The sequence below is a fragment of the Collinsella sp. CLA-ER-H10 genome (assembly GCF_040092475.1).
Lineage (GTDB): Bacteria > Actinomycetota > Coriobacteriia > Coriobacteriales > Coriobacteriaceae > Collinsella.
Genome location: NZ_JBBNLM010000002.1, coordinates 152,701 through 172,491, shown reverse-complemented (window position 1 = coordinate 172,491; position 19,791 = coordinate 152,701). Strand labels below are relative to the sequence as shown.

13 protein-coding genes are annotated in these 19,791 nt (G+C 59.8%); 11 read left to right on the top strand and 2 right to left on the bottom strand.

Annotation, left to right across the window (positions count from 1 at the left end; translation table 11 throughout):
- The first annotated feature begins 434 nt into the window (after window positions 1-434).
- From uxaC to AAAX36_RS02140, 11 genes are all read left to right on the top strand, one after another.
- Window positions 435-1,862, top strand: coding sequence for a glucuronate isomerase (gene uxaC, locus AAAX36_RS02190; RefSeq protein ID WP_195543841.1), 1,428 nt, complete (start codon window positions 435-437; stop codon window positions 1,860-1,862).
- A gap of 96 nt (window positions 1,863-1,958) precedes the next feature.
- Entirely contained in the window at window positions 1,959-3,473 is a 1,515-nt protein-coding gene (locus AAAX36_RS02185; RefSeq protein WP_196026110.1) for a tagaturonate reductase, read from the top strand.
- Between the two features lie 81 nt (window positions 3,474-3,554).
- Window positions 3,555-5,039, top strand: coding sequence for an altronate dehydratase family protein (locus AAAX36_RS02180; protein WP_349073845.1), 1,485 nt, complete (start codon window positions 3,555-3,557; stop codon window positions 5,037-5,039).
- A 408-nt stretch (window positions 5,040-5,447) separates the two neighbouring features.
- The gene (locus AAAX36_RS02175) at window positions 5,448-7,007 is read left to right on the top strand and encodes an MFS transporter (protein ID WP_195239582.1); all 1,560 of its coding nucleotides are present in this window, start codon (window positions 5,448-5,450) and stop codon (window positions 7,005-7,007) included.
- Window positions 7,008-7,121: 114 nt separating this feature from the next.
- Window positions 7,122-8,717 carry a glycoside hydrolase family 28 protein gene (locus AAAX36_RS02170; protein WP_349073844.1) on the top strand — a complete coding sequence of 532 codons (1,596 nt, stop codon included), beginning with the start codon at window positions 7,122-7,124 and terminating at the stop codon, window positions 8,715-8,717.
- 104 nt (window positions 8,718-8,821) lie between these two features.
- Window positions 8,822-9,631: an alpha/beta hydrolase gene (locus AAAX36_RS02165; protein WP_349073843.1), complete on the top strand. Its 810-nt coding sequence runs from the start codon at window positions 8,822-8,824 to the stop codon at window positions 9,629-9,631.
- Window positions 9,628-11,793 carry a pectinesterase family protein gene (locus AAAX36_RS02160; protein ID WP_349073842.1) on the top strand — a complete coding sequence of 722 codons (2,166 nt, stop codon included), beginning with the start codon at window positions 9,628-9,630 and terminating at the stop codon, window positions 11,791-11,793. The genes AAAX36_RS02165 and AAAX36_RS02160 overlap by 4 nt, the downstream gene beginning before the upstream one ends.
- A 69-nt stretch (window positions 11,794-11,862) precedes the next feature.
- Window positions 11,863-12,531, top strand: coding sequence for an SGNH/GDSL hydrolase family protein (locus AAAX36_RS02155; RefSeq protein WP_349073841.1), 669 nt, complete (start codon window positions 11,863-11,865; stop codon window positions 12,529-12,531).
- A gap of 107 nt (window positions 12,532-12,638) precedes the next feature.
- Window positions 12,639-13,877 (top strand): glycoside hydrolase family 88 protein, encoded by a 1,239-nt coding sequence (locus AAAX36_RS02150; RefSeq protein WP_195543847.1) that lies wholly within the window; start codon window positions 12,639-12,641, stop codon window positions 13,875-13,877.
- A gap of 1 nt (window position 13,878) precedes the next feature.
- The gene (locus tag AAAX36_RS02145; protein WP_349073840.1) at window positions 13,879-14,784 is read left to right on the top strand and encodes a sugar phosphate isomerase/epimerase family protein; all 906 of its coding nucleotides are present in this window, start codon (window positions 13,879-13,881) and stop codon (window positions 14,782-14,784) included.
- Between the two features lie 104 nt (window positions 14,785-14,888).
- Complete coding sequence (locus AAAX36_RS02140) at window positions 14,889-16,106, top strand: FAD-dependent oxidoreductase (protein ID WP_349073839.1); 1,218 nt, start codon at window positions 14,889-14,891, stop codon at window positions 16,104-16,106.
- Between the two features lie 96 nt (window positions 16,107-16,202).
- On the opposite strand, the gene AAAX36_RS02135 is transcribed toward AAAX36_RS02140, so the two are convergent.
- Window positions 16,203-16,907, bottom strand: a complete 705-nt coding sequence (locus AAAX36_RS02135) for a response regulator transcription factor (RefSeq protein WP_349073838.1) — start codon at window positions 16,905-16,907, stop codon at window positions 16,203-16,205.
- On the bottom strand, window positions 16,900-19,635 hold the full coding sequence (locus AAAX36_RS02130) for a sensor histidine kinase KdpD (protein WP_349073837.1): 2,736 nt from the start codon (window positions 19,633-19,635) through the stop codon (window positions 16,900-16,902). The genes AAAX36_RS02135 and AAAX36_RS02130 overlap by 8 nt, the downstream gene beginning before the upstream one ends.
- Between the last annotated feature and the right edge of the window lie 156 nt (window positions 19,636-19,791).

Here is a 19,791-nt window from a genome sequence, read left to right as displayed (position 1 = left end):
GACGTGCATTTTTGGGAGTATTCAGCATTGGCATGCCCTGAATGAGGTGCAGAACGACTGTTTTAAGTGCCCCCGATGGCGTAATTTGCCATCGGGGGCACTTTTTATGCCGATCGGGCGCTATCTGCGTTCCAAATAGGACGCTGAGGATGGCGCACGGCGCGCTCCAATGCTGAATACTCCCAAAAATGTACGTCGGGACATGACCCACCTGAGCAAAAGCGCTCAAGTTCGGTGTTCGGGGACGCCAACCGGTCCGCAATGCATGCAAGTCACAGCTCCGGCAACCGTTGAACGGGCAAAACCTACCGTTCACCCCATGGTTGTTAGGTGAACGTTCACCTTTTGAGTCGTAATGGATTAGTATGGTGAACGTTCACCTAGAGGATGACGAGCGTATTGTGCGCCCGCTCCGCAAACAAAGGGGTTGTTTGATGAAAAACTTCATGGACGATCAGGATTTCCTGCTGAGCACCAAGACCGGCGAGGAGCTGTTCCACAACTTTGCCGAGGGCATGCCCATCGTCGACTACCACTGCCACATTTCTCCCAAGGAGATTTGGGAGGACAAGCGTTTCGAGAACATCACCGAGGTTTGGCTGGGCGGCGACCACTACAAGTGGCGCCTGATGCGTGCCAACGGCGTCGACGAGCGCTTTATCACTGGCGACGCCCCTGCTCGCGAGAAGTTCCAAAAGTGGGCCGAGACCCTGGGTCGCTGCGTCGGCAACCCCGTCTTTGAGTGGAGCCACCTGGAGCTTAAGCGCTACTTTGGCTACGAGGGCGTCCTCAACGGCAAGACTGCCCAGGAGGTTTGGGACCTTGCCAACGCCAAGCTCGCCGAGGCCAGTTTCACCTGCCGCAACCTGATCAAGCAGTCCAACGTCCGCATGATCTGCACTACTGACGACCCCGCCGACAGCTTTGAGTGGCACAAGAAGATTGCCGCCGACGACAGCTTTGACGTTCAGGTCGTTCCCGCCATGCGCCCCGATGCCGCTTTGCGCATCGAGCGCGGCCAGGAGTTTGCCGACTACTGCAAGCACCTCTCCGAGGTTGCCGGCGTTGAGGTCAGCGACTTTGAGGGCATGAAGGCTGCCATTTCCAAGCGCTACGACGTTGCTCACGAGCTGGGCTGCCGCGCATCCGACCACGCACTCGACTACGTTATGTACGTCCCGGCTACCGCCGACGAGATCGAGGCTATCTTTGCCAAGGGTCTGGCTGCCGAGCCGCTTACCGAGGAAGAGGTCCTCAAGTACAAGACTGCCTTTATGCAGTTTGTCGCTGGCGAGTATGTCCGTCTGGGCTGGGCCATGCAGCTGCACTTTGGCTGCAAGCGCGACAACAATCGCGCCATGTTTGCCAAGCTCGGTCCCGATACCGGCTACGACTGCATCTCCAACTACACGCCGTCCGACCAGCTCGCCGATTTCCTCAACTCCATTCAGGAGACTTGCGGCCTGCCCAAGACCATCCTGTACAGTCTGAACCCCATCGACAACACCATGATCGATACCGTGATGGGCTGCTTCCAGGAGGCTCCGACTGCCGGTAAGATCCAGAACGGCTCCGCCTGGTGGTTCAACGACAACGAGGTCGGTATGCGCGAGCAGCTCACGGCTCTGGCTAACGAGGGCGTGCTGGGCAACTTTGTGGGCATGCTTACCGATTCCCGCTCCTTCCTGTCCTATCCGCGCCACGAGTACTTCCGTCGCGTGCTGTGCAGCGTGATCGGCGAGTGGGTCGAGCAGGGCAAGTACCCGGCCGACATGGAGCTACTGGGCGAGGTTGTACGCGACATCAGCTACAACAATGCGGTCCGCTACTTTGGCTTTGACCTGGACACCGTCGAGGCCTAAGCCCGCATCAAATCACATCGAACTCGGGAGCGCCGTTGCCACACGCGGCGCCCCTGTTTTGCTTGCACGCTAACAGCTATCTAAGGAGAGACACAGATGGAGAACATCAGCTACGATGCGCTCGAGAAGATCGGCTACAAGGGCTATTTGCTGCCCAAGGATGCTCCCGAGAAGGTTCTGCAGTTTGGCGAGGGCAATTTCCTGCGCGCCTTCGTCGACCGTTTCTTTGACATGGGCAACGAGGCCACCGGCTGGAACGGCAAGGTCGTCATGGTGCAGCCCATCAGCGGTGCCTTTGGCTTTGCCGACGGTATCAATGCCCAGGACGACCTGTACACCGTGCTGGTGCGCGGCAAGGAGAACGGCAACACGGTTGACGAGTCACGCGTGATCAGCGCCTGCAGCCGCTGCCTTAACCCGTATCGTGAGGACGACTATCGCGCCATGATGGAGGTCGCCGTCTCCGACGACCTAGAGATCATCGTCTCCAACACCACCGAGGCCGGTATCGCCTATGACCCGTCCTGCAAGGCCGACGACATGCCACCTGCGAGCTTCCCCGCCAAGCTTGCCCAGGTGCTCCACACCCGCTGGGCTGCCGGTAAGCCGGGCGTCATCGTCCTCGCCTGCGAGCTCATCGATCACAACGGCGAGGAGTTGCTGCGCATCATGAACCAGTATGTGAGCGACTGGGGCTGGGAGGACGAGTTTGCGCAGTGGATGGCTAACGACTGCACCGTCTGCACCACGCTCGTCGACACCATCGTCCCCGGCCGCATCCGCGATCCTAAGGAGGCCGCGGCGGTTGCCGAGCGTCTGGGCTACGAGGATCCCTTCCTGGCCGTGCGCGAGCCCTTCCAGATGTGGGGCATCCAGGGCGACGAGTCGCTTGCCGAGAAGCTTCCCTTTGTGAAGGCTGGTCTTCCGGGCGTCTTTGTGACTCCCGACGTCACCCCGTACAAAAAGCGCAAGGTCCGCATCCTCAACGGTGCCCATACCGCCTTCGTTCCGGGTTCCTGGGTTGCCGGCTTTGATATCGTGCGCGACTGCATGCATGACGAGACCATTCGCGGCTTCATGAACACCATGCTCTACGACGAGGTCATTCCGACGCTTGCCGCCGACTTGGATGTCGAGGACTGCAAGGCCTTTGCCGCCGCCGTCGAAAACCGCTTCGACAACCCGTTTATTGATCATGCGCTGCTCTCCATCTGCCTCAACTCCACGGCTAAGTGGCGCGCTCGCGACCTGCCCACGCTCAAGGACTACGTTGCCGAGACCGGCAACCTGCCCAAGTGCCTGGCGACGAGCCTCGCTACGCTCATCTCCTTCTACACGCAGGAGCTCGTGTCCCGCGAGGGCGACGGCCTGCACCTGCGTCGCTCCGACGGCACCGAGTACACCGCTCAGGACGACGCCTTCGTACTCGATTTCTACGCCGCCCACGCCGGTGCCGACGATGCCCAGCTGGTGCACGACGTGCTCACCAACGAGCAGATGTGGGGCGAGGACCTTACGCAGATCGCCGGTCTTGAGGAGTTTGTCGTCAGTGCGCTCGCCGTCGTGCGCACCGAGGGTGCCAAGCAGGCCTTCGCCAACGCTCAGGCGTAAATTTCCGGCGCAGACGCGGGCGCGGGACGGCGTGCCCGCGTCTCGACTTCTGCTCAACCTGTAGGGTTAGGACCATTTGCAATGAACACTATCCAGATCAATCCGGCCGACAACGTGATCGTCGCGCTGTCGCCGCTTGCCAAGGGCACCGCCGTCGCGGTTCCCGGGGTGGGCGAGGTCGTGGCCGCGGAGGATATTCCGCAGGGCCATAAGATGGCGGTGCGTGCCATTGCGGCGGGGGAGAACGTTGTCAAGTACGGTCTTCCTATCGGCCATGTGACGGGCGACATCCAGCCCGGTCAGTGGCTTCATACGCATAACGTCAAGACCAACCTTTCGGGCGAGGTCGAGTACGTTTACAATCCGACGCATCCGGTCGTTGAGCCGGTTGAGCCCGAGACCTTTATGGGCTTCCGTCGCGCCGACGGCCGCGCCGCCACGCGCAACGAGCTGTGGATCATCCCCACGGTCGGCTGCGTCAACGAGGTCGCACGTGCCATGTGCGAGCAGGCTCAGGATCTGGTCGAGGGTTCGCTGGAGGGCGTCTATTACTTTCCGCATCCGTTTGGCTGCTCGCAGACCGGCGCCGACCATGCCCAGACCCGTCGCCTGCTGGTAGCGCTCTCGCGTCACGCAAACGCTGCGGGCGTGCTGTTCCTGTCGCTCGGCTGCGAGAACTGCACGCATCAGCAGGTGCTCGACGAGCTGGGCGAGTACGATCACGAGCGCGTTCGCTTCCTTACCTGCCAAGATGTTGCCGACGAGCAGGTCGAAGGCCACAAGATTCTGTCTGAGCTGGCCGACCTGGCCAAGCAAGCCAAGCGTGAGCCCATTCCGGCATCCGAGCTGGTCATTGGCCTTAAGTGCGGTGGCTCTGACGGTCTTTCGGGCATTACCGCCAACCCCACGATCGGTCGCGTGAGCGATATGCTCGTCGCCCGCGGTGGCACGTCGGTGCTCACCGAGGTCCCCGAGATGTTTGGCGCCGAGAGCATTCTGCTCGATCGCTGCGAGGACGAGCAGGTGTTTAACGCCGCCTCCGACATGCTCAACGGCTTTAAGGATTACTTTATTAGCCATGGCGAGGTCGTCTACGAGAACCCGAGCCCCGGCAACAAGGATGGCGGCATCACCACACTCGAGGACAAGAGCTGCGGCTGCGTGCAAAAGGGCGGATCTGCCCCCATCGTCGACGTGCTGCCGTACGCCGGTCAGGCTACCAAGCATGGTCTGAACATGTTGTGCGGTCCGGGCAACGACATGGTATCCACCACGGCCCTGACGGCTGCCGGCTGCCACGTGATCCTGTTCTCGACCGGCCGCGGCACGCCGTTTGGTGCGCCGGCGCCTACGCTCAAGGTGTTCACCAACCAGCGCCTGTGCGACCACAAGGCCAACTGGATGGACTTTAACGCCGGTGTGGTGGCTACGGGCGAGCGTACGCTCGATGAGGCTGCCGGCGATCTGTATCAGCTGGTGCTGGACACGGCGAGCGGCAAGCTTACCAGCGCCGAGCGTCGCGGCTGTCACGAGATCAGCATCTGGAAGGACGGAGTCTGCCTGTAGCGATGACACGTTGAGCGCGTGATTGAATAAGCTGCTGCAAAGACTGGGCGACCCCGCCGAGGACAATCTCGGCGGGGTCGTTTTTCGTTTCTCGTTGCGTTGTCGTGCACGGCTTTTTTGGAAGGGTGCCTGGCACCTTCCTCATCTCCAGAGAACAATGAACGTTCACCTAGTTGTTGCGTGGTGCTGAATCGACTTGATAATCAAAAATGCAGGGATTTTTTCATTTTCAGGCCCGTTCAACGGCAAAAAACGACCGTTCAAGGATAATATACAAGTGAACGTTCACCTATCATAAGCAATCGCGCATAATCTAGATAAACGTTCACCCTGAACGGCATGCAGACAGACGTCGGTATGGACTCCAATGTCTTGTTCCAAGACAATCGAGAAAAGAGAGGGAGCTCGATGACTAACAAGATCGGTAAAAAGCGCAAGATCACATTCTGGACGCGCTTGGGCTTTGGTATGGGCGGCATGCTCAACTCCGGTGCCCTGACCTTTACGCACAGCTACATGGTGCTGTTCCTGTCCACGGAGTGCGGCCTGTCCGCAGGCGAGGCTGCGCTGATCAGCTCGTTCGCCATCTATCTCAACGCCATTCTGTGCCCGCTTATGGGCTTTGTGGCCGATAACTTCTACGCTACCAAGATCGGCCGTATCTTTGGCCGCCGCCGTTTCTGGATCTTGCTGGCAATCCCGATGATGGTCGCCGAGCCGCTCATCTTTGTGGCTACGCCGTTCGGTTTCCCGTACTACTTTGTGCTGTACCTGATCTACAACGTCGCGTATACGTTCTGCACCGCCAACCTGTCGCCGCTTACCATCGAGATGACCGACGACTTCAAGGAGCGTACGTACCTCACCGGCTACAAGCACCTCTTTGGTAACGCCGCCGGCTTCCTGATGGCAGCACTCGTCGGCTTTGGCTTTGGCACCTTCGGCGAGACCAACCCGTTCAGCTACTTCATCATCGCTACGGTCAACGCTTCGGTCATGGCAATCTCGCTGCTGTGCGTGTACCTGTCCACGTGGGAGCACACCCCCGAGGAGGTGGCTCAGGAGAAGATCGAGAGCGTCGGCGAGGGTATCAAGAAGTTCTTCATCGACGTTGTCTCTACCTTCCGCAACAAGTCCTTCCGCAAGGTCCTGTATGCACAGGTCTCCACGAAGCTCGCTGCTGCCTGCTGGTCTGCCTGCCTGTCCTTCTTCATCGTCTACTGCCTGCAGATTCCTAAGTCCTATGAGTCCGTGATGGAGATGCCCGGCAAGGTCGTCGCTATCGTCTGCACCGCCATCTGGGTTGCCCTCATGGCCAAGAAGGGCTTCCACAAGTCTTGGTACCTGGCCAACGTCGGTTGCGCTGCGTGCATCATCGCCTACAACTACTTCGCCTTTGGTCAGATTAACGGCACCTCCACGGTCGCCATCGCCATGATTGCCTACCCCATCATCTTCGCCATCTGGAAGTTCTTCTACGTTGGTTTCCAGTACCTGCCCGATGTTCTGCTCAACTACATCCCCGATGTCGATGAACTCATCACCCTGCGTCGTCGCGAGGGCATCTACAGCTCCGCTCAGCAGCTCTGCCAGCAGATCGCCCAGGCTATCGCCGTCAACGCATGGGCTATTGTCCTTGCTGCCTCCGGCTTCATTCAGACCGCCGGCAACAGCGACGCCGTAACCCAGCCCGCCACCGTGCCTCTGTACATCTGCGGCTACATGCTCATCGGCTGCGCCGGCTTCTTCCTGCTCGCGGCTGTCCTTGCCCGCGGCATCAAGATCGACAAGGAGCAGTGCGACATCCTCTGCGACGAGATCAAGCGCGTCAAGGAGGGCGGCAAGATGGCCGACGTCCAGCCCGAGGTCAAGGCTCTTTGCGAGGAGCTCTCCGGCTTCAAGTACGAGGACTGCTTCGCTCATAACAACGTTGGCTTCCAGGACGGCAGCGTAATTCCCGCCGAGTAGGGCAGGCGCATCGTCCAAACCACAGGGCCGTGCCACCGGAGATCCACCGGCGGGTGCGGCCCTTTTTTAAAAACGAGTAGTATGAACTTCTGATTACATTTGAGGGAGAGACCCATGGAGACGAACGTTATCTGGCGCAACGCCCGCGCGGCCGTTATTGAGCTCGACGACGGTGGCTACTTTACCTGTGCCGATACGTGGGAGATCTTTGTCAACGATGAGCCCGTCGGTACCACGAATACGGTCGAGACCTATGTTGACGGCCTGGTTCCCGGCAAGCGCAACCTCGTCCGCTTTGTCTGCGGCGAGCGTGAGCTGAGTGTGGGCGTCACCACGCCCGCGGAGCCCTTTACCATCAACGTTCGCGACTGCGGCGCCAAAGGCGATGCCGAGCACGATGACACCACCAATATCCAGGCTGCCATCATGGCTTGTCCCAAGGGCGGGCGCGTGCTGATTCCCGCTGGCAACTACCGCATCAAGTCCCTCTTCCTTAAGAGCAATATCAACATCGAGCTCGCCGAGGGCGCGATGCTGCTGGCCCGTCACGACCGCGCGGCGCTTGCCTACATTCCGGGCACGGTCACGGGTGACAAGGGCACCGGGTATGCCGGCACCGATATGCTGCCCCTGGGCCGCTGGGAGGGCGAGAGCTTTTCGACCTATTGCTCGACCTTTACGGGTCTGAGCGTGCACGACGTGTGCATCTATGGCCGCGGCGCCATCGACGGCCAGACCGATTTTGCCGAGGATAACTGGTGGAACAAGGACTTTAAGAATATCTTCCGCCCCGAGGAGGGCCGCGAGATCGCCCGCCCGCGCATGATCTTCCTGTCCGAGTGTGAGAACGTGAGCTTGGCCGGCTTCACCGTGCGCAACAGCCCGGCGTGGAATATCCATCCCATCCTGTGCGAGCACGTCGATGCGCTCTGCCTGTCCATCGAGGGCCCCAAGAACTCCCACAACACCGACGGCTTCGATCCCGAGAGCTGCGGCTTTGTCCGCATCTTGGGCTGCCAGTTCTCGGTGGGCGACGACTGCATCGCCGTCAAGAGCGGCAAGCTGGGCATTGAGCCCGAGCTTCGCCCCGCTACGCACGACGTGCTGATCTCGCACTGCTACATGCACGATGGCCACGGCGCTGTGGTCTTGGGGTCCGAGGCCGCCGGCGGCATCAAGGACCTCACCGTGAGTAAGTGCCTGTTCGAGCGCACCGACCGCGGCCTGCGCGTCAAGACCCGCCGCGGTCGCGGCAAGGACGCCGTTAACGAGGGCATCACCTTCGAGCACATTCGTATGGACGAGGTGCTTACGCCCTTCGTGGTCAACTCGTTCTACTTCTGCGACAAGGACGGCAAGACCGACTACGTGCAGTCTCGCGAGGCGCTGCCCGTCGACGACCGCACGCCCAGCTTTGGTGCCACGACGTTTTGCGATATCGAGGCCACCAACTGCCATGCTGCCGCGGCCTATATCACGGGTCTGCCCGAGAGCAAGGTGACACGTCTGACGTTCCAAGACGTTCACGTTACCTTTGCCGACGATGCTGAGCCCTTTGTTCCGGCCATGGCCTGTGGTGTGGAGCCGATGGTGCGCCAGGGCATCATTGCGCAAAACGTCAAGGTACTCGACCTGCAAAATGTGGTTATTGAGGGCCAGGACGGCGAGGAGCTGCAGCTCCAGAACGTCGACAAGGTTGTCCGTTCCTAACTCGGGTTGATGACCAGGGCTGCATTGTCGGATAAATCGGCAATGCAGCCCTTGTGCGATACGGCCGTGTGCGCTGCGCTACGCATCATGGTGAAAGGGAATACATGCTCAATAAAACGATTCCTGTCGGGGTCGATGGCTCGTCTGCCACGATTGCGTCTTATGTTTTTGCCCCGACCGAAGATGCTTATGCTTTAAAACCGCTGCCTGCAGTTGTGGTCGTGCCAGGAGGCGGTTACGATCACGTTTCGCCGCGCGAAGGCGAGCCGGTAGCGCTCCGTTTGTTGGCGATGGGCTACCAAGCGTTTGTGCTGAACTACTCGGTTGCTCCGGCTGTCTATCCGCTGGCATTGCAAGAACTCGCGCGGGCGGTCGATACCGTCCGAGGCCATGCGGCAGAGTACTGTGTCGATCCTGATCGGATTACGGTCATGGGTTTTTCGGCCGGTGGGCATCTGGTTGGCTTGCTCGGGGCGCTTTGGGACCAATTCTGGCTTGCAGAGTCGATCGCGGCATCGCCTGAGTCGATTCGGCCTGACGCACTTTGCTTGGGCTATCCGGTCGTAAGCTCGGGGACCTATGCTCATCGTGGTTCGTTTGAACACCTAACGGGTGCCGATGACGCTTTGGCTCAAAAGTTGTCAATCGAGAATATGGTGGGCGAGGGCTTCCCTCGTACGTTCTTGTGGCATACCGCCGAGGATGCATCGGTGTCAGTTCAAAATAGCCTCCTTCTTGCGCAGGCTCTTGCCGACCACGGGATTGGCTTTAGCCTACATGTCTTTCCGCATGGAAAGCATGGGGCATCGCTCGCTACGGCCCTAACGGTATTTAAGGGCTGCGCCGAGCATATTCAGCCACAGGTTCAGGGCTGGCCTGAGCAGTTTGCTGCTTGGGAGCGTGATGGACGATGAGCGAAAGCATCTATACACTGCGCGTTTCGAGGGCTGCGGCAGGAGCATATCCAACGATTTCCGATGCCTTGGCGGCAGCCGATCAACTCTATCCGGATGCCGAGCAACCGGTGACAATCCATATCGAGCCGGGTGAGTACCGCGAACGGGTCGAGATTCATCGACCGTATGTGACGCTGGTGGGCGAGACGGCTGACAGCGTGCGTATCGTGGGCAGTCTGGGCGCCAAGATGCCCTCGGGGGACGGATCGGGCATTGACGGAAAGCTCGGCACCTTTAGGACCTATACCGTTTTGGTCGATGCCGACGACGTGCGGCTCGAGAACCTCACAATCGTCAACGATGCCGGCGACGGTCGCGAGGTGGGGCAGGCGATTGCCCTGTACGCCGACGGTGACCGTTTGGTGGTCGACGCCTGTTGCATTACGGGGCGCCAGGACACGCTGTTTTTGGGCCCGTTGCCCCCGCGCGAAGTCAAACCGGGCGGATTCATTGGGCCCAAGCAGTTTGCGCCGCGTCGGGTGGGCCGTCAATATTTTCGACGCTGCCGGATTGAGGGCGACGTCGACTTTATCTTTGGTGGCGCGTGTGCCTATTTTGAGGGGTGCGAGATCCGCTCGCTCAACCGCGATATGGATGTCAACGGGTATGTAACGGCAGCCTCCACGCCTAAAGGCGAGCCGTACGGATTTGTGTTTCATGGTTGTTCGTTTACAGCTCCGGATGGCGTGGCGCCGGATTCGGTCTACCTGGGCCGTCCTTGGCGCGAATGGGCGCAAACTGCGCTGATCGATTGCTGGCTGGGACGACATATCAAGCGCGAAGGCTGGTGGGATTGGAATAAGCCGGCGGCGCACAGCTGCGCGCAGTATGCTGGCGCAATCCTGCATGGGCCGGCGGGTGATACTACCGACTGGGTGCCGTGGGCAAATAAACTCGATGTGATGGCTGCCGCCGGGTACGCCCGCGAACAGGTGCTTGCCGGTGCGGACGGCTGGGATCCCGAGGGCGGCGACGGTGATGCGGTGGAGACGGCTGGGCTATCTGCCAATGGCCGCACCGTGCACATCGAGACGTACTGCGAAGACGAGCCTGCGCTGCGTGCCCGGCTGAAGCGCGAGGGACGTTCGGCTGCTTTTACGGGCAAGACTCCTGCAGATTTTGAGGCATGGAAGATTGCGACCAGGACTCGTCTGTACGATGTTTTGGGCCTTTCGCTTATGGACCGCGTCCCGATTGAGATTCGTGAGCTCAGCCGCGTGCGGGTTGCCGGCGGCATTGTGCGTACTCATGCGATGCTGCAGGTTGAGCACGATGTGTGGATGCCGTTTTACCTGTTGGAGCCGTCTCATCCGAAGCTTGATGGACGGGGGCTTAAGCGTTGCTATATCTGCCCGCATGGCCATCAGGGAGCAGGCTCCGCAAGTGTTGCGGGCGTGACGGGCGTGCCGGCGGTCGATGATGCTGTGCGTAAGTTCAATTACGACTACGGTCTGCGTTTGGCGCGTATGGGTTACGTGACCGTCTGCCCCGACGCACGCGGTTGGGGATACCGTCGTGACTGGAAGGGTCAGGGCGATGACGAGAACAGCTTTCTGCGCGGCACGTGCCTAAACCAGGCGCGCATGGCCGAGCCGCTGGGACTTACCGTTGCGGGCCTCAACGCCTGGGATAACATGCGTCTGATCGATTACCTAGAGGCGCGCGGCGACATTGCCATGGACGACCTGGGCTGTTTTGGCTTTTCGGGCGGCGGATACATGACGCTGTATCTGGCGGCGCTCGACCCACGCGTATGCAAGACGTTTGTCTCGGGCTACTTGTACGGTGTCGATGATTCGCTGCTGCACCTCAACGGCAATTGCAGCTGCAACTACACACCCGGACTTTGGCGCTTGCTCGACATGGGCGATATTGCCTCGCTTATTGCGCCGCGTCCGTTGTTAGTGCAAAGCTGCGAAGAAGATCATCTGAACGGTTCGCGCGGGCTGAAAAATGTTGACGAGCAGCTCAAGATCGTGCGCGATGCCTACAAGTTGCTGGGTCGCAGAGATGACCTGCGGCACGAGGTGTGTCCGGGTGAACACCATCTGGGCGTGGCACATCTTGTCGAGGATATCGAATGGCTCGATTCGCACGTTGCGGAATGCGCCCGTGCATAGCCCCTCGGCATGCTGCGAATAAACGGTACGTTCCTGTATGACTGCCGATGGGCGGATGAGGAGAAGATTATGGAAACGAAGAGTTTGAGTGAATCGACCATTTGCTGCTTTGGCGATTCGACCACATGGGGGGATAACGGATGCGGCGCAGGCGGCAACGACATCTCTTGGACTTCGCATCTGGGCGCGTTGCTGGGAGGTGCAGTCGTCGAGAACTTTGGCATCAAGGGTTCGCGTATCGCCATCAAGGCCGACCGTACCGATTCATTTGTCGAGCGCTTGGACGGTATCGACGATGCGGCCGATATCTACATCGTCTTTGGCGGCGTTAACGACTTTAGCCGCAACGTGCCGCTTGGCGAGTTGGGCAGCACCGATGCGCATGAGTTCTATGGTGCGGTCGACTATCTGATCCGAACCATCACGGCGCGCTCACCTCAGGCAAAGCTCGTGTTTATGACGCCATGCAAGACGAGTGGTAAGCACGAGAAGGATATCCCGGCAAGCGATGAGGCGAACCATTTGGGTCTGACGCAAGACGCCTACGTGCGAGCGATGCTGGAGGTCTGTGACCGTTACTCCGTTCCGGTGATTGACCTGTATGCGCAAAGCGGCATCAGCCCGTTTTTGCCGGAGCACCGCGAGCTCTATATGCCGGACGGTCTGCATTACAGTCCTGCCGGCTATGAGCGCCTGGCGCATCGCATCGCCGCGGGTCTCACCGCCGTTTGCCGCTAAAAGTCTGCCGTTTGCGGGGAATATAGGGTTAACGTTCACCCTATATTCCCCGTTCGCGTTACACTAGGGGTAACGTTCACCTATCGTTTATGTCAGAGGGGACAGCAATGGGTTGCAATCAAATCCTGGACCGTTATATCGAGCAGTTGATCGAAACCTCTACGCCGCAGGCGCCGGCTTGGAATATCGAAAAGATTCGCGCCGGTAAGGAGAACACCTGGAACTATATCGACGGTTGCATGATCAAGGCGCTCATCGAGCTGTACGAGATCACGGGTGAGCAGCGCTACCTGACCTTTGCCGATGACTACATCGATTTCTTTGTCCAGGACGACGGTACCATCAAGCATTACAACCCGCAGGAGTACAACCTCGATAACGTCAATGCGGGCAAGACCCTCTACAAGCTCTATGACCTGGTGGGCAAGCCCAAGTACCGTGCCGCCATGGACACCATCTACCGCCAGCTCGAGACCCAGCCGCGCACCAAAGAAGGCGTGTTTTGGCACAAGGCCGTCTATCCCAACCAGATCTGGCTCGATGGCATGTATATGGCCCAGCCGTTCTACATGCAGTACGAGCTGAGCTTCCACAACCGTCGTGCCTGCTCGGACAGCTTCCATATGTTCCAGGTCGTGCATGACCTGATGCGCAACCCCCTCAACGGTCTGTACTATCACGCTTACGACGCGAGCCGCAAACAGTTCTGGTGCGACCCGGTCACCGGCCTTTCGGCTAACTTCTGGCTGCGCGCCGAGGGCTGGTTTGCCATGGCGCTCATCGACACCTGGGAGCTTATGCCGCCTTCGATGTCGGCCGAGAAGGACGAGATCCGCAAGATGTTCCACGATCTGATCGATGCCATGCTGCCGTATCAGGACGAGAAGACCGGCATGTGGCACCAGGTCATCAACCTGCCTAATATCGCCCCCAACTACCTGGAGGAGTCAGGCAGCGCCATCTTTGCCAACGCCATCATGAAGGGCGTGCGTCTGGGCGTGCTGGGCGAGCGTTACTACCAGTACGGCCGTCGCGCCTTCGACGGCATCTGCGAGACCTGCCTGTCCGAGTATGACGGGCAGCTGGCGCTCGACAACATCTGCCTGGTTGCGGGCCTGGGCAACACCGCGCACCGCGAGGGCACGTTTGATTACTACATGAGCGAGCCCGTGGTCAAAAATGATGCAAAGGGTGTGGCGCCGCTGGTGCTTGCCTATATCGAGACCATGCATCACGACAAGCTGGCCGGTAAGCGCGATCCGCTCGCCCCCTCGGGCGTGTGCTCCATCGAGGACCCGTTTGGCGGATACACCCCGGGCATCAACGCTCATAAGGGATGTGAATAACGTGGGGGCTATTACTCCGGGCGTACGTTTGCACGACCTTCCGCAGGGAACCGTCGAGGAACGCATTCGCATGGCGGGAGAGCTGGGCTTTTCGTGCATTCAGCTGCCGAGCAAGGTGCTCTACGCATCGATGGGGATCGATCGAGGCGGCCTGACCCGCGAGCTTGCCGACCATTTGCGTGCGGTGCTCGACGAGGCGGGCGTTTCGGTCGCCGTGCTCGGCTGCTATAAGAATCTGGCGACGCCCGATCGCCAACAGCTCATGGATAACTTTGCCGAGTACGAGGCGTGCTTGAACTTTGCCCAGATGCTCGGCGGATGCCCGGTGGGTACCGAGACCGGTCGCCCCAATGCGCAGAACCGCGTTGCTGACGACCGCACGACTGATGAGGCACTCGAGGCTTTTATGGACGGACTCGCACACGTCTGCGATCGGGCCGAGGCCGTGGGCGGTCAGGTTCTAATTGAGCCCGGTTGGAACGAGACGGTCAACACTCCAGATCGCTGCCGTGAGGTGCTGGAGCGCGTCTCGAGCCCGTCGCTCGGCGTGATCTATGACCCAGTGTCGCTGCTGCACCCCAGCGTCGTTGACGAAGCGCAGGAAATCACCGCGCGCATGCTCTATTTATGCGGCAGCAAGATTCGCGTGCTGCACGCCAAGGATTTTGAGATCGTTGATAACGAGGACGGAGCCGGATGGTGCGACGGTACGGGTTCGCGCCTGGTGTGTCATGGCGTGGGCGAGACGGGACGATATGACTTTGAGCCTGTGGTGGCCTGGGCGGCTGCCGCCTGCCCTGGGATTCCCTGCGTGGTCGAGAACAGCGTACCGGCGACGGCGGCTGACTGCCTGGCGACACTCGAGCACATGTCTGCTCGCTGCGGGGCTTCTCATCGCGAGTTATAGCATTGGCTTTTGCCGTGTCGGCAGATTGAGATTACCTGTATGGGGGCGGCGGTGAAGGGTCTTTATCGTCGCCCCCATTGGATTGCATTAAAAAGGGGAGTTGCGTGGCTATCCACATTGTCGAAGAGGCGAATCGTTGCCTAGGTTGTAAAAGGGCGTTCTGTCAGATTAAGGGCTGCCCGGTTCAGACGCCTATTCCGCAGGTCATCGACCTGTTCAAACAGCGTCGTCTAGAAGAGGCGGGCGAGCTGCTGTTCCAGAACAATCCCATGAGCGCGGTCTGCTCTATGGTGTGCAACCATTCGGGCCAGTGCGAGGGTGCTTGCATTCAGGGCCGCAAGGGCACACCCGTGCATTTCTCGAGCATCGAGAACTATATCTCAACAGCGTATTTGGATCGTAAGGAGTGGGCGCCCGCGCCGTCGTGCGGCAAACAGATTGCTGTGGTCGGTTCCGGTCCCGCCGGCATTACCGTGGCCATTAAGATGGCCCAGCTGGGCTGTGCCGTCACGGTATTTGAACAGCGCCCCGAGATCGGCGGTGTGCTGGAATACGGTATCCCCGAGTTCCGCCTGCCCCGTGCGCTCGTGCAAAAGTACCGTCATGTGATGTGCTCGCTTGGCGTGCGCGTGCGCCCCTCGACCACCATCGGTGGCGCGCTGCATATCGACGACCTGCTGCGCGACGGCTACGATGCGGTCTTTGTTGGTACCGGTACCTGGCGTGCCCGCAAACTGGGCATTCCCGGCGAGTCGCGCGGCAACGTGCTGTTTGGTATCGATTACCTGGTCGATCCCACGAGCGTGGCGATCGGGCAGAACGTGGCGGTCATCGGTGCCGGTAATGTGGCCATGGATGTGGCCCGCACGGCGCTGCGTTCGGGTGCTCGCAAGGTCACTGTGTATGCACGCTCGCGCCATATCTCGGCCATCGACGACGAGGTCGAGCTGACCGAGCTTGACGGTGCCGAGATTGTGTGCGGCAAGGCGATCTGCGCCATCGACGATAACGGTCCGGTGTTCGAGACGGCTATCTTTGACGAGGACAACAACGTGGTGGGCTACGAGGAGGAGCTCGACCATGCGTCTGCCGACACAGTTGTGATTGCAGCTTCGCAGGTGCCCAAAGACAAGCTTGTGCTTACAACGGGCGGCCTAGAGACCGACCATCGTGGCCTGCTTTCGGTCGACGAGAACGGCATGACCACCGTGCCCGGCGTCTTTGCCGCCGGCGACGTGGTTAACGGCCCGCTCACCGTGGTTCATGCCGTGGCAGGCGCCAAGCTTGCCGTCGAAGGTATGACTGCCTATTTGGGTCTCTAACATATCCCATCCATTAGTTGCGGTGAAATACGGACTGTTTTGGCTATCAAAGGCCTTATCTACTCCGTATTCCACCGCAACTTTTTGTGGGGTGGGCTAGAGACGCTGCATGCGGTACCCGACACCCATGTGCGTCTGAATCATCTTGGGGTGAGAGGGGTCTGCCTCGATCTTCTTGCGCAGGGTGCGCATGAACACGCGCAGGCTCGCCAGATCGCTGTCCCAGCTCGTGCCCCATATCTCGCGGGTGATGAAAGTGTGGGTGAGCACCTTGTCGACGTTTTTCGCCAAAAGGACGAGTAATTTGTACTCGGTTGGGGTGAGCGAGAGCTCGTGTCCGTCCTTCGTCGCGTATCCCGCGGCGTAGTCGATATGCAGCGGACCGTTGTCGAACGTGCTCGCTTCTGTCGACTCGCTCGACGCCATCGAGGAGCGCCTCAAATTCGCACGGACGCGCGCGAGCAACTCATCCACAGAAAAGGGCTTGGTGAGGTAGTCGTCTGCCCCTGCGTCAAGTGCTGCAATCTTGTCGGAATCTTCGGTGCGCGCCGAAATGACGATAATGGGGACTGCCGACCAACTTCGGATCTTCGTGATGACCTCGATACCGTCAATGTCGGGAAGGCCGAGGTCGAGCATGATGAGGCTGGGGCCGTGCGACACCGCATCCATGATGGCGGCCTGGCCGTTGCAAACCTTGCTCACGACATAGCCGTGAAGGTCAAGCGCGGTCGAAACGAGGTTTTGAACGGTCAGGTCATCTTCGACCAAGAGGACGCGTGGCTTAGCGGCATTATTCATGAATCACGATCTCCTCGGCAGGCAGGGTAAAACGGAAGACGGCCCCATGGGGGTGGTTGTCGCGAACTTCGATGACGCCGCCATGCGCCTCCACGATGGAGCGGCAGAGCGACAGCCCAAGGCCGATGCTTCGACGCGAATCCACGGGCCGCGTATTGCTTGAGGTGAAGAAGCGCTCAAAGATATGAGGCTTGTCGCAGTCTGCTACACCCGGCCCATCGTCTGCGACGTCCACCACGATGAACTCACCCTCGCGACGTGCGCTGATGGTGACAGTCGAGTCCTCGGGCGTGTATTTGAAGGCGTTCATGATGAGATTCGTAAGCACCTGCATGATGAGATGGACGTCGATGCGTACCAGCAGGATGTCGTCAGTGTGCTCGATGGTGACGGCACGTCCATGCGATGCTTGGGCGACATGGCTGAGGGCGGCCTCGATGACCTCGTCGATGAGCTCGGATGTTAAGTTGAGGCGAATGGTGCCGTCCTCGACGCGTGTGATGGCGAGGAGGTTTTCCACGGTATCGATAAGCCAGAGGGAATCGTCGTAGATGGCATCGGCAAGATCGCAGCGTTGTTCGAGGCTGAGCTTCTCGTCTCTCTTCCGAAGGATTGCCGCAGATCCGGATATAGCCGTGAGGGGCGTCCTCAAATCGTGGCCGATGGAGCGCAAAAGGTTGGCGCGCAGCTGCTCGTTTTTCGCTAAGACCGCAGCTTCTTCGCGCTCTTGCGCCGCCCGGTCGCTTTCGAGCGCCAAGGCGCATTCACCTACGATAGATAGGACGATCGAATGCTCGAAGGCTTCGATCTCGCGCCTCTCCAGGGCGATGCCGATGACACCGAATACCTTGTCGCCGGTGCGAACCGCGAGGTAGAGACAGCGCGCCTCAGGCAGGGTCCGCGTGCTTGCGCCCGCGCGCTTGTTGTTGGTGTAGGTCCAGGTTGCAACGGCGCGCTCGTAGTCGGTGAGCAGCGACGCGGATCGGTTTTCGGTGTCAGCGGACTCATAGAGCGCTTTGCCGAGCGTGCCGTGTTCGGCGGTGTAGAAGACCACGTCGAGTTTTAGCAGTTTGATGAGTTGGTTCATGGCGACGCGGGCGCACTCCTCCGCGCTATGGGCTTGCTGCAAGAGCTGGTTCGTTTCGAGGAGCACGCGCGTTTTGAATGCGTTCTCGGCGGAGGTACGGGCGTTGTCGGCGATGCGCGCAGTTAACTCGCCGGCGACCATAGCGGTAGCGAACATGATGCCGAACGTGACCAGATAGCTTCGGTCGTAGCTGGCGAGCGAAAACAGAGGCGTGACGAAGCAGAAGTTGTAAAGCACTACAGAGAGCACGCTCGATACGATCGTGCAGATACGCCCCGTCGTGGTGACGGCGGTCAGCAGGGCCGTGAGGATATAGAGGGATATGATGCTGGAATCGGCAAATCCCAGATGGCGGAAAGCCGTGCCGATCGCCGTGGCGACAAGAGAGAGGGCCAGCGTGCGAAGCACGTTTCGGCTGCTGGGCGGCTGCAGGGCGAGTGCACGGCGGCGTCCTTTGGACCGGGAGGGCGGAGTCGACTGGTCTGGAATGATGTAAATGTCGAGGTTCGGGGCGAATGATATGAGCTGTTCTACGAGAGATTTGCGGCCGAAGAGGGCCTGACGGACGCTGCTGCGCTCGCCCGTGCGCCCCATGACGATCTTCGAAATACCCGACAGGCGCGCGAACTCGGAGATCTGAAACGCGATGTCGTCGCCATAGACGGTTTCCATATGTGCTCCGAGCTGCTCGGCTAGGGCGATATTGGCTGCAAGCTTGGTACGCTCATTATCGCTCATGGCTTGCGTGTGCGGGCTCTCTACGAACAGGGCGACGAGCTCGCTGCGAAACGCTTTCGCCATGCGCGCGGCGGCACGGACGATGCGGGGATTGGTCGGCGCCGGGGAGACACAGACTAAGATACGCTCCCTGGTGTAGTAGTCACGGTTTCCCAGCACGCGTGCGGCGTCTGTGAGGTGGCCGGTGCGATCGGCGCAGCGGCGCAGCGCGATTTCTCGGAGTGCGGTGAGGTTCTCGACGGTAAAAAAATGCTGTTGCGCTCGGGCGGCTTGCGCGGGACGGTAGACGAGGCCGGCGCGAAGGCGCTCAAGTAGGTCTTCGGGCTCTATGTCGACGAGCTCGACCTGGTCGGCATCATCGAAGATACGGTCGGGGATTCGTTCGCTCACGACAACGCCGGTGATGGATGCAACCATGTCGTTTAGGCTCTCGATATGCTGAACGTTCACGGTCGTATAGACGTCGATGCCCGCATGTAGAAGTTCCTCGACGTCTCGATAGCGTTTGTCGTGGCGAGACCCCGGCGCATTCGTATGGGCGAGCTCGTCGACAAGGATGAGCTGGGGGGCGCGTTCGATAGCCGCATCTAGATCGAACTCGCTGAGCGCAATGCCGTTGTGCTCGATGAGTTTACAGGGCACGTTCTCAAGCCCTTGTGCAAGATGGGCAGTTGCCGGACGTTCGTGCGGCTCAATGTACCCCGCGACGACGTCAACACCTCGCCGCTTGGCGGCGTGGGCGGCTTGAAGCATCGCATAGGTTTTGCCTGCGCCGGCAGCGTAGCCAAAGAAAATCTTGAGGTGTCCCCGGCTGGTTCGAGCGTCATCGGCGACCTCGTCTTTCTCAATTGCCTTGAGGATGAGGTCTGGATTGACGCGAGTGTCCGATGCGTCGCGCTGCATAGCGTAGCCTTTCTGAAGCGTTGTCCATGCGTGCATACGCGGTGAGGACGCCACTGTATGCTCGCGAGGTCGAGTATAGGCGCACTGCAGCCGCAATAGTGCTTTCTACCTGCATCTTTACGGCATCTTAAGGACGTGGGCCCCGGCCCTCACGCC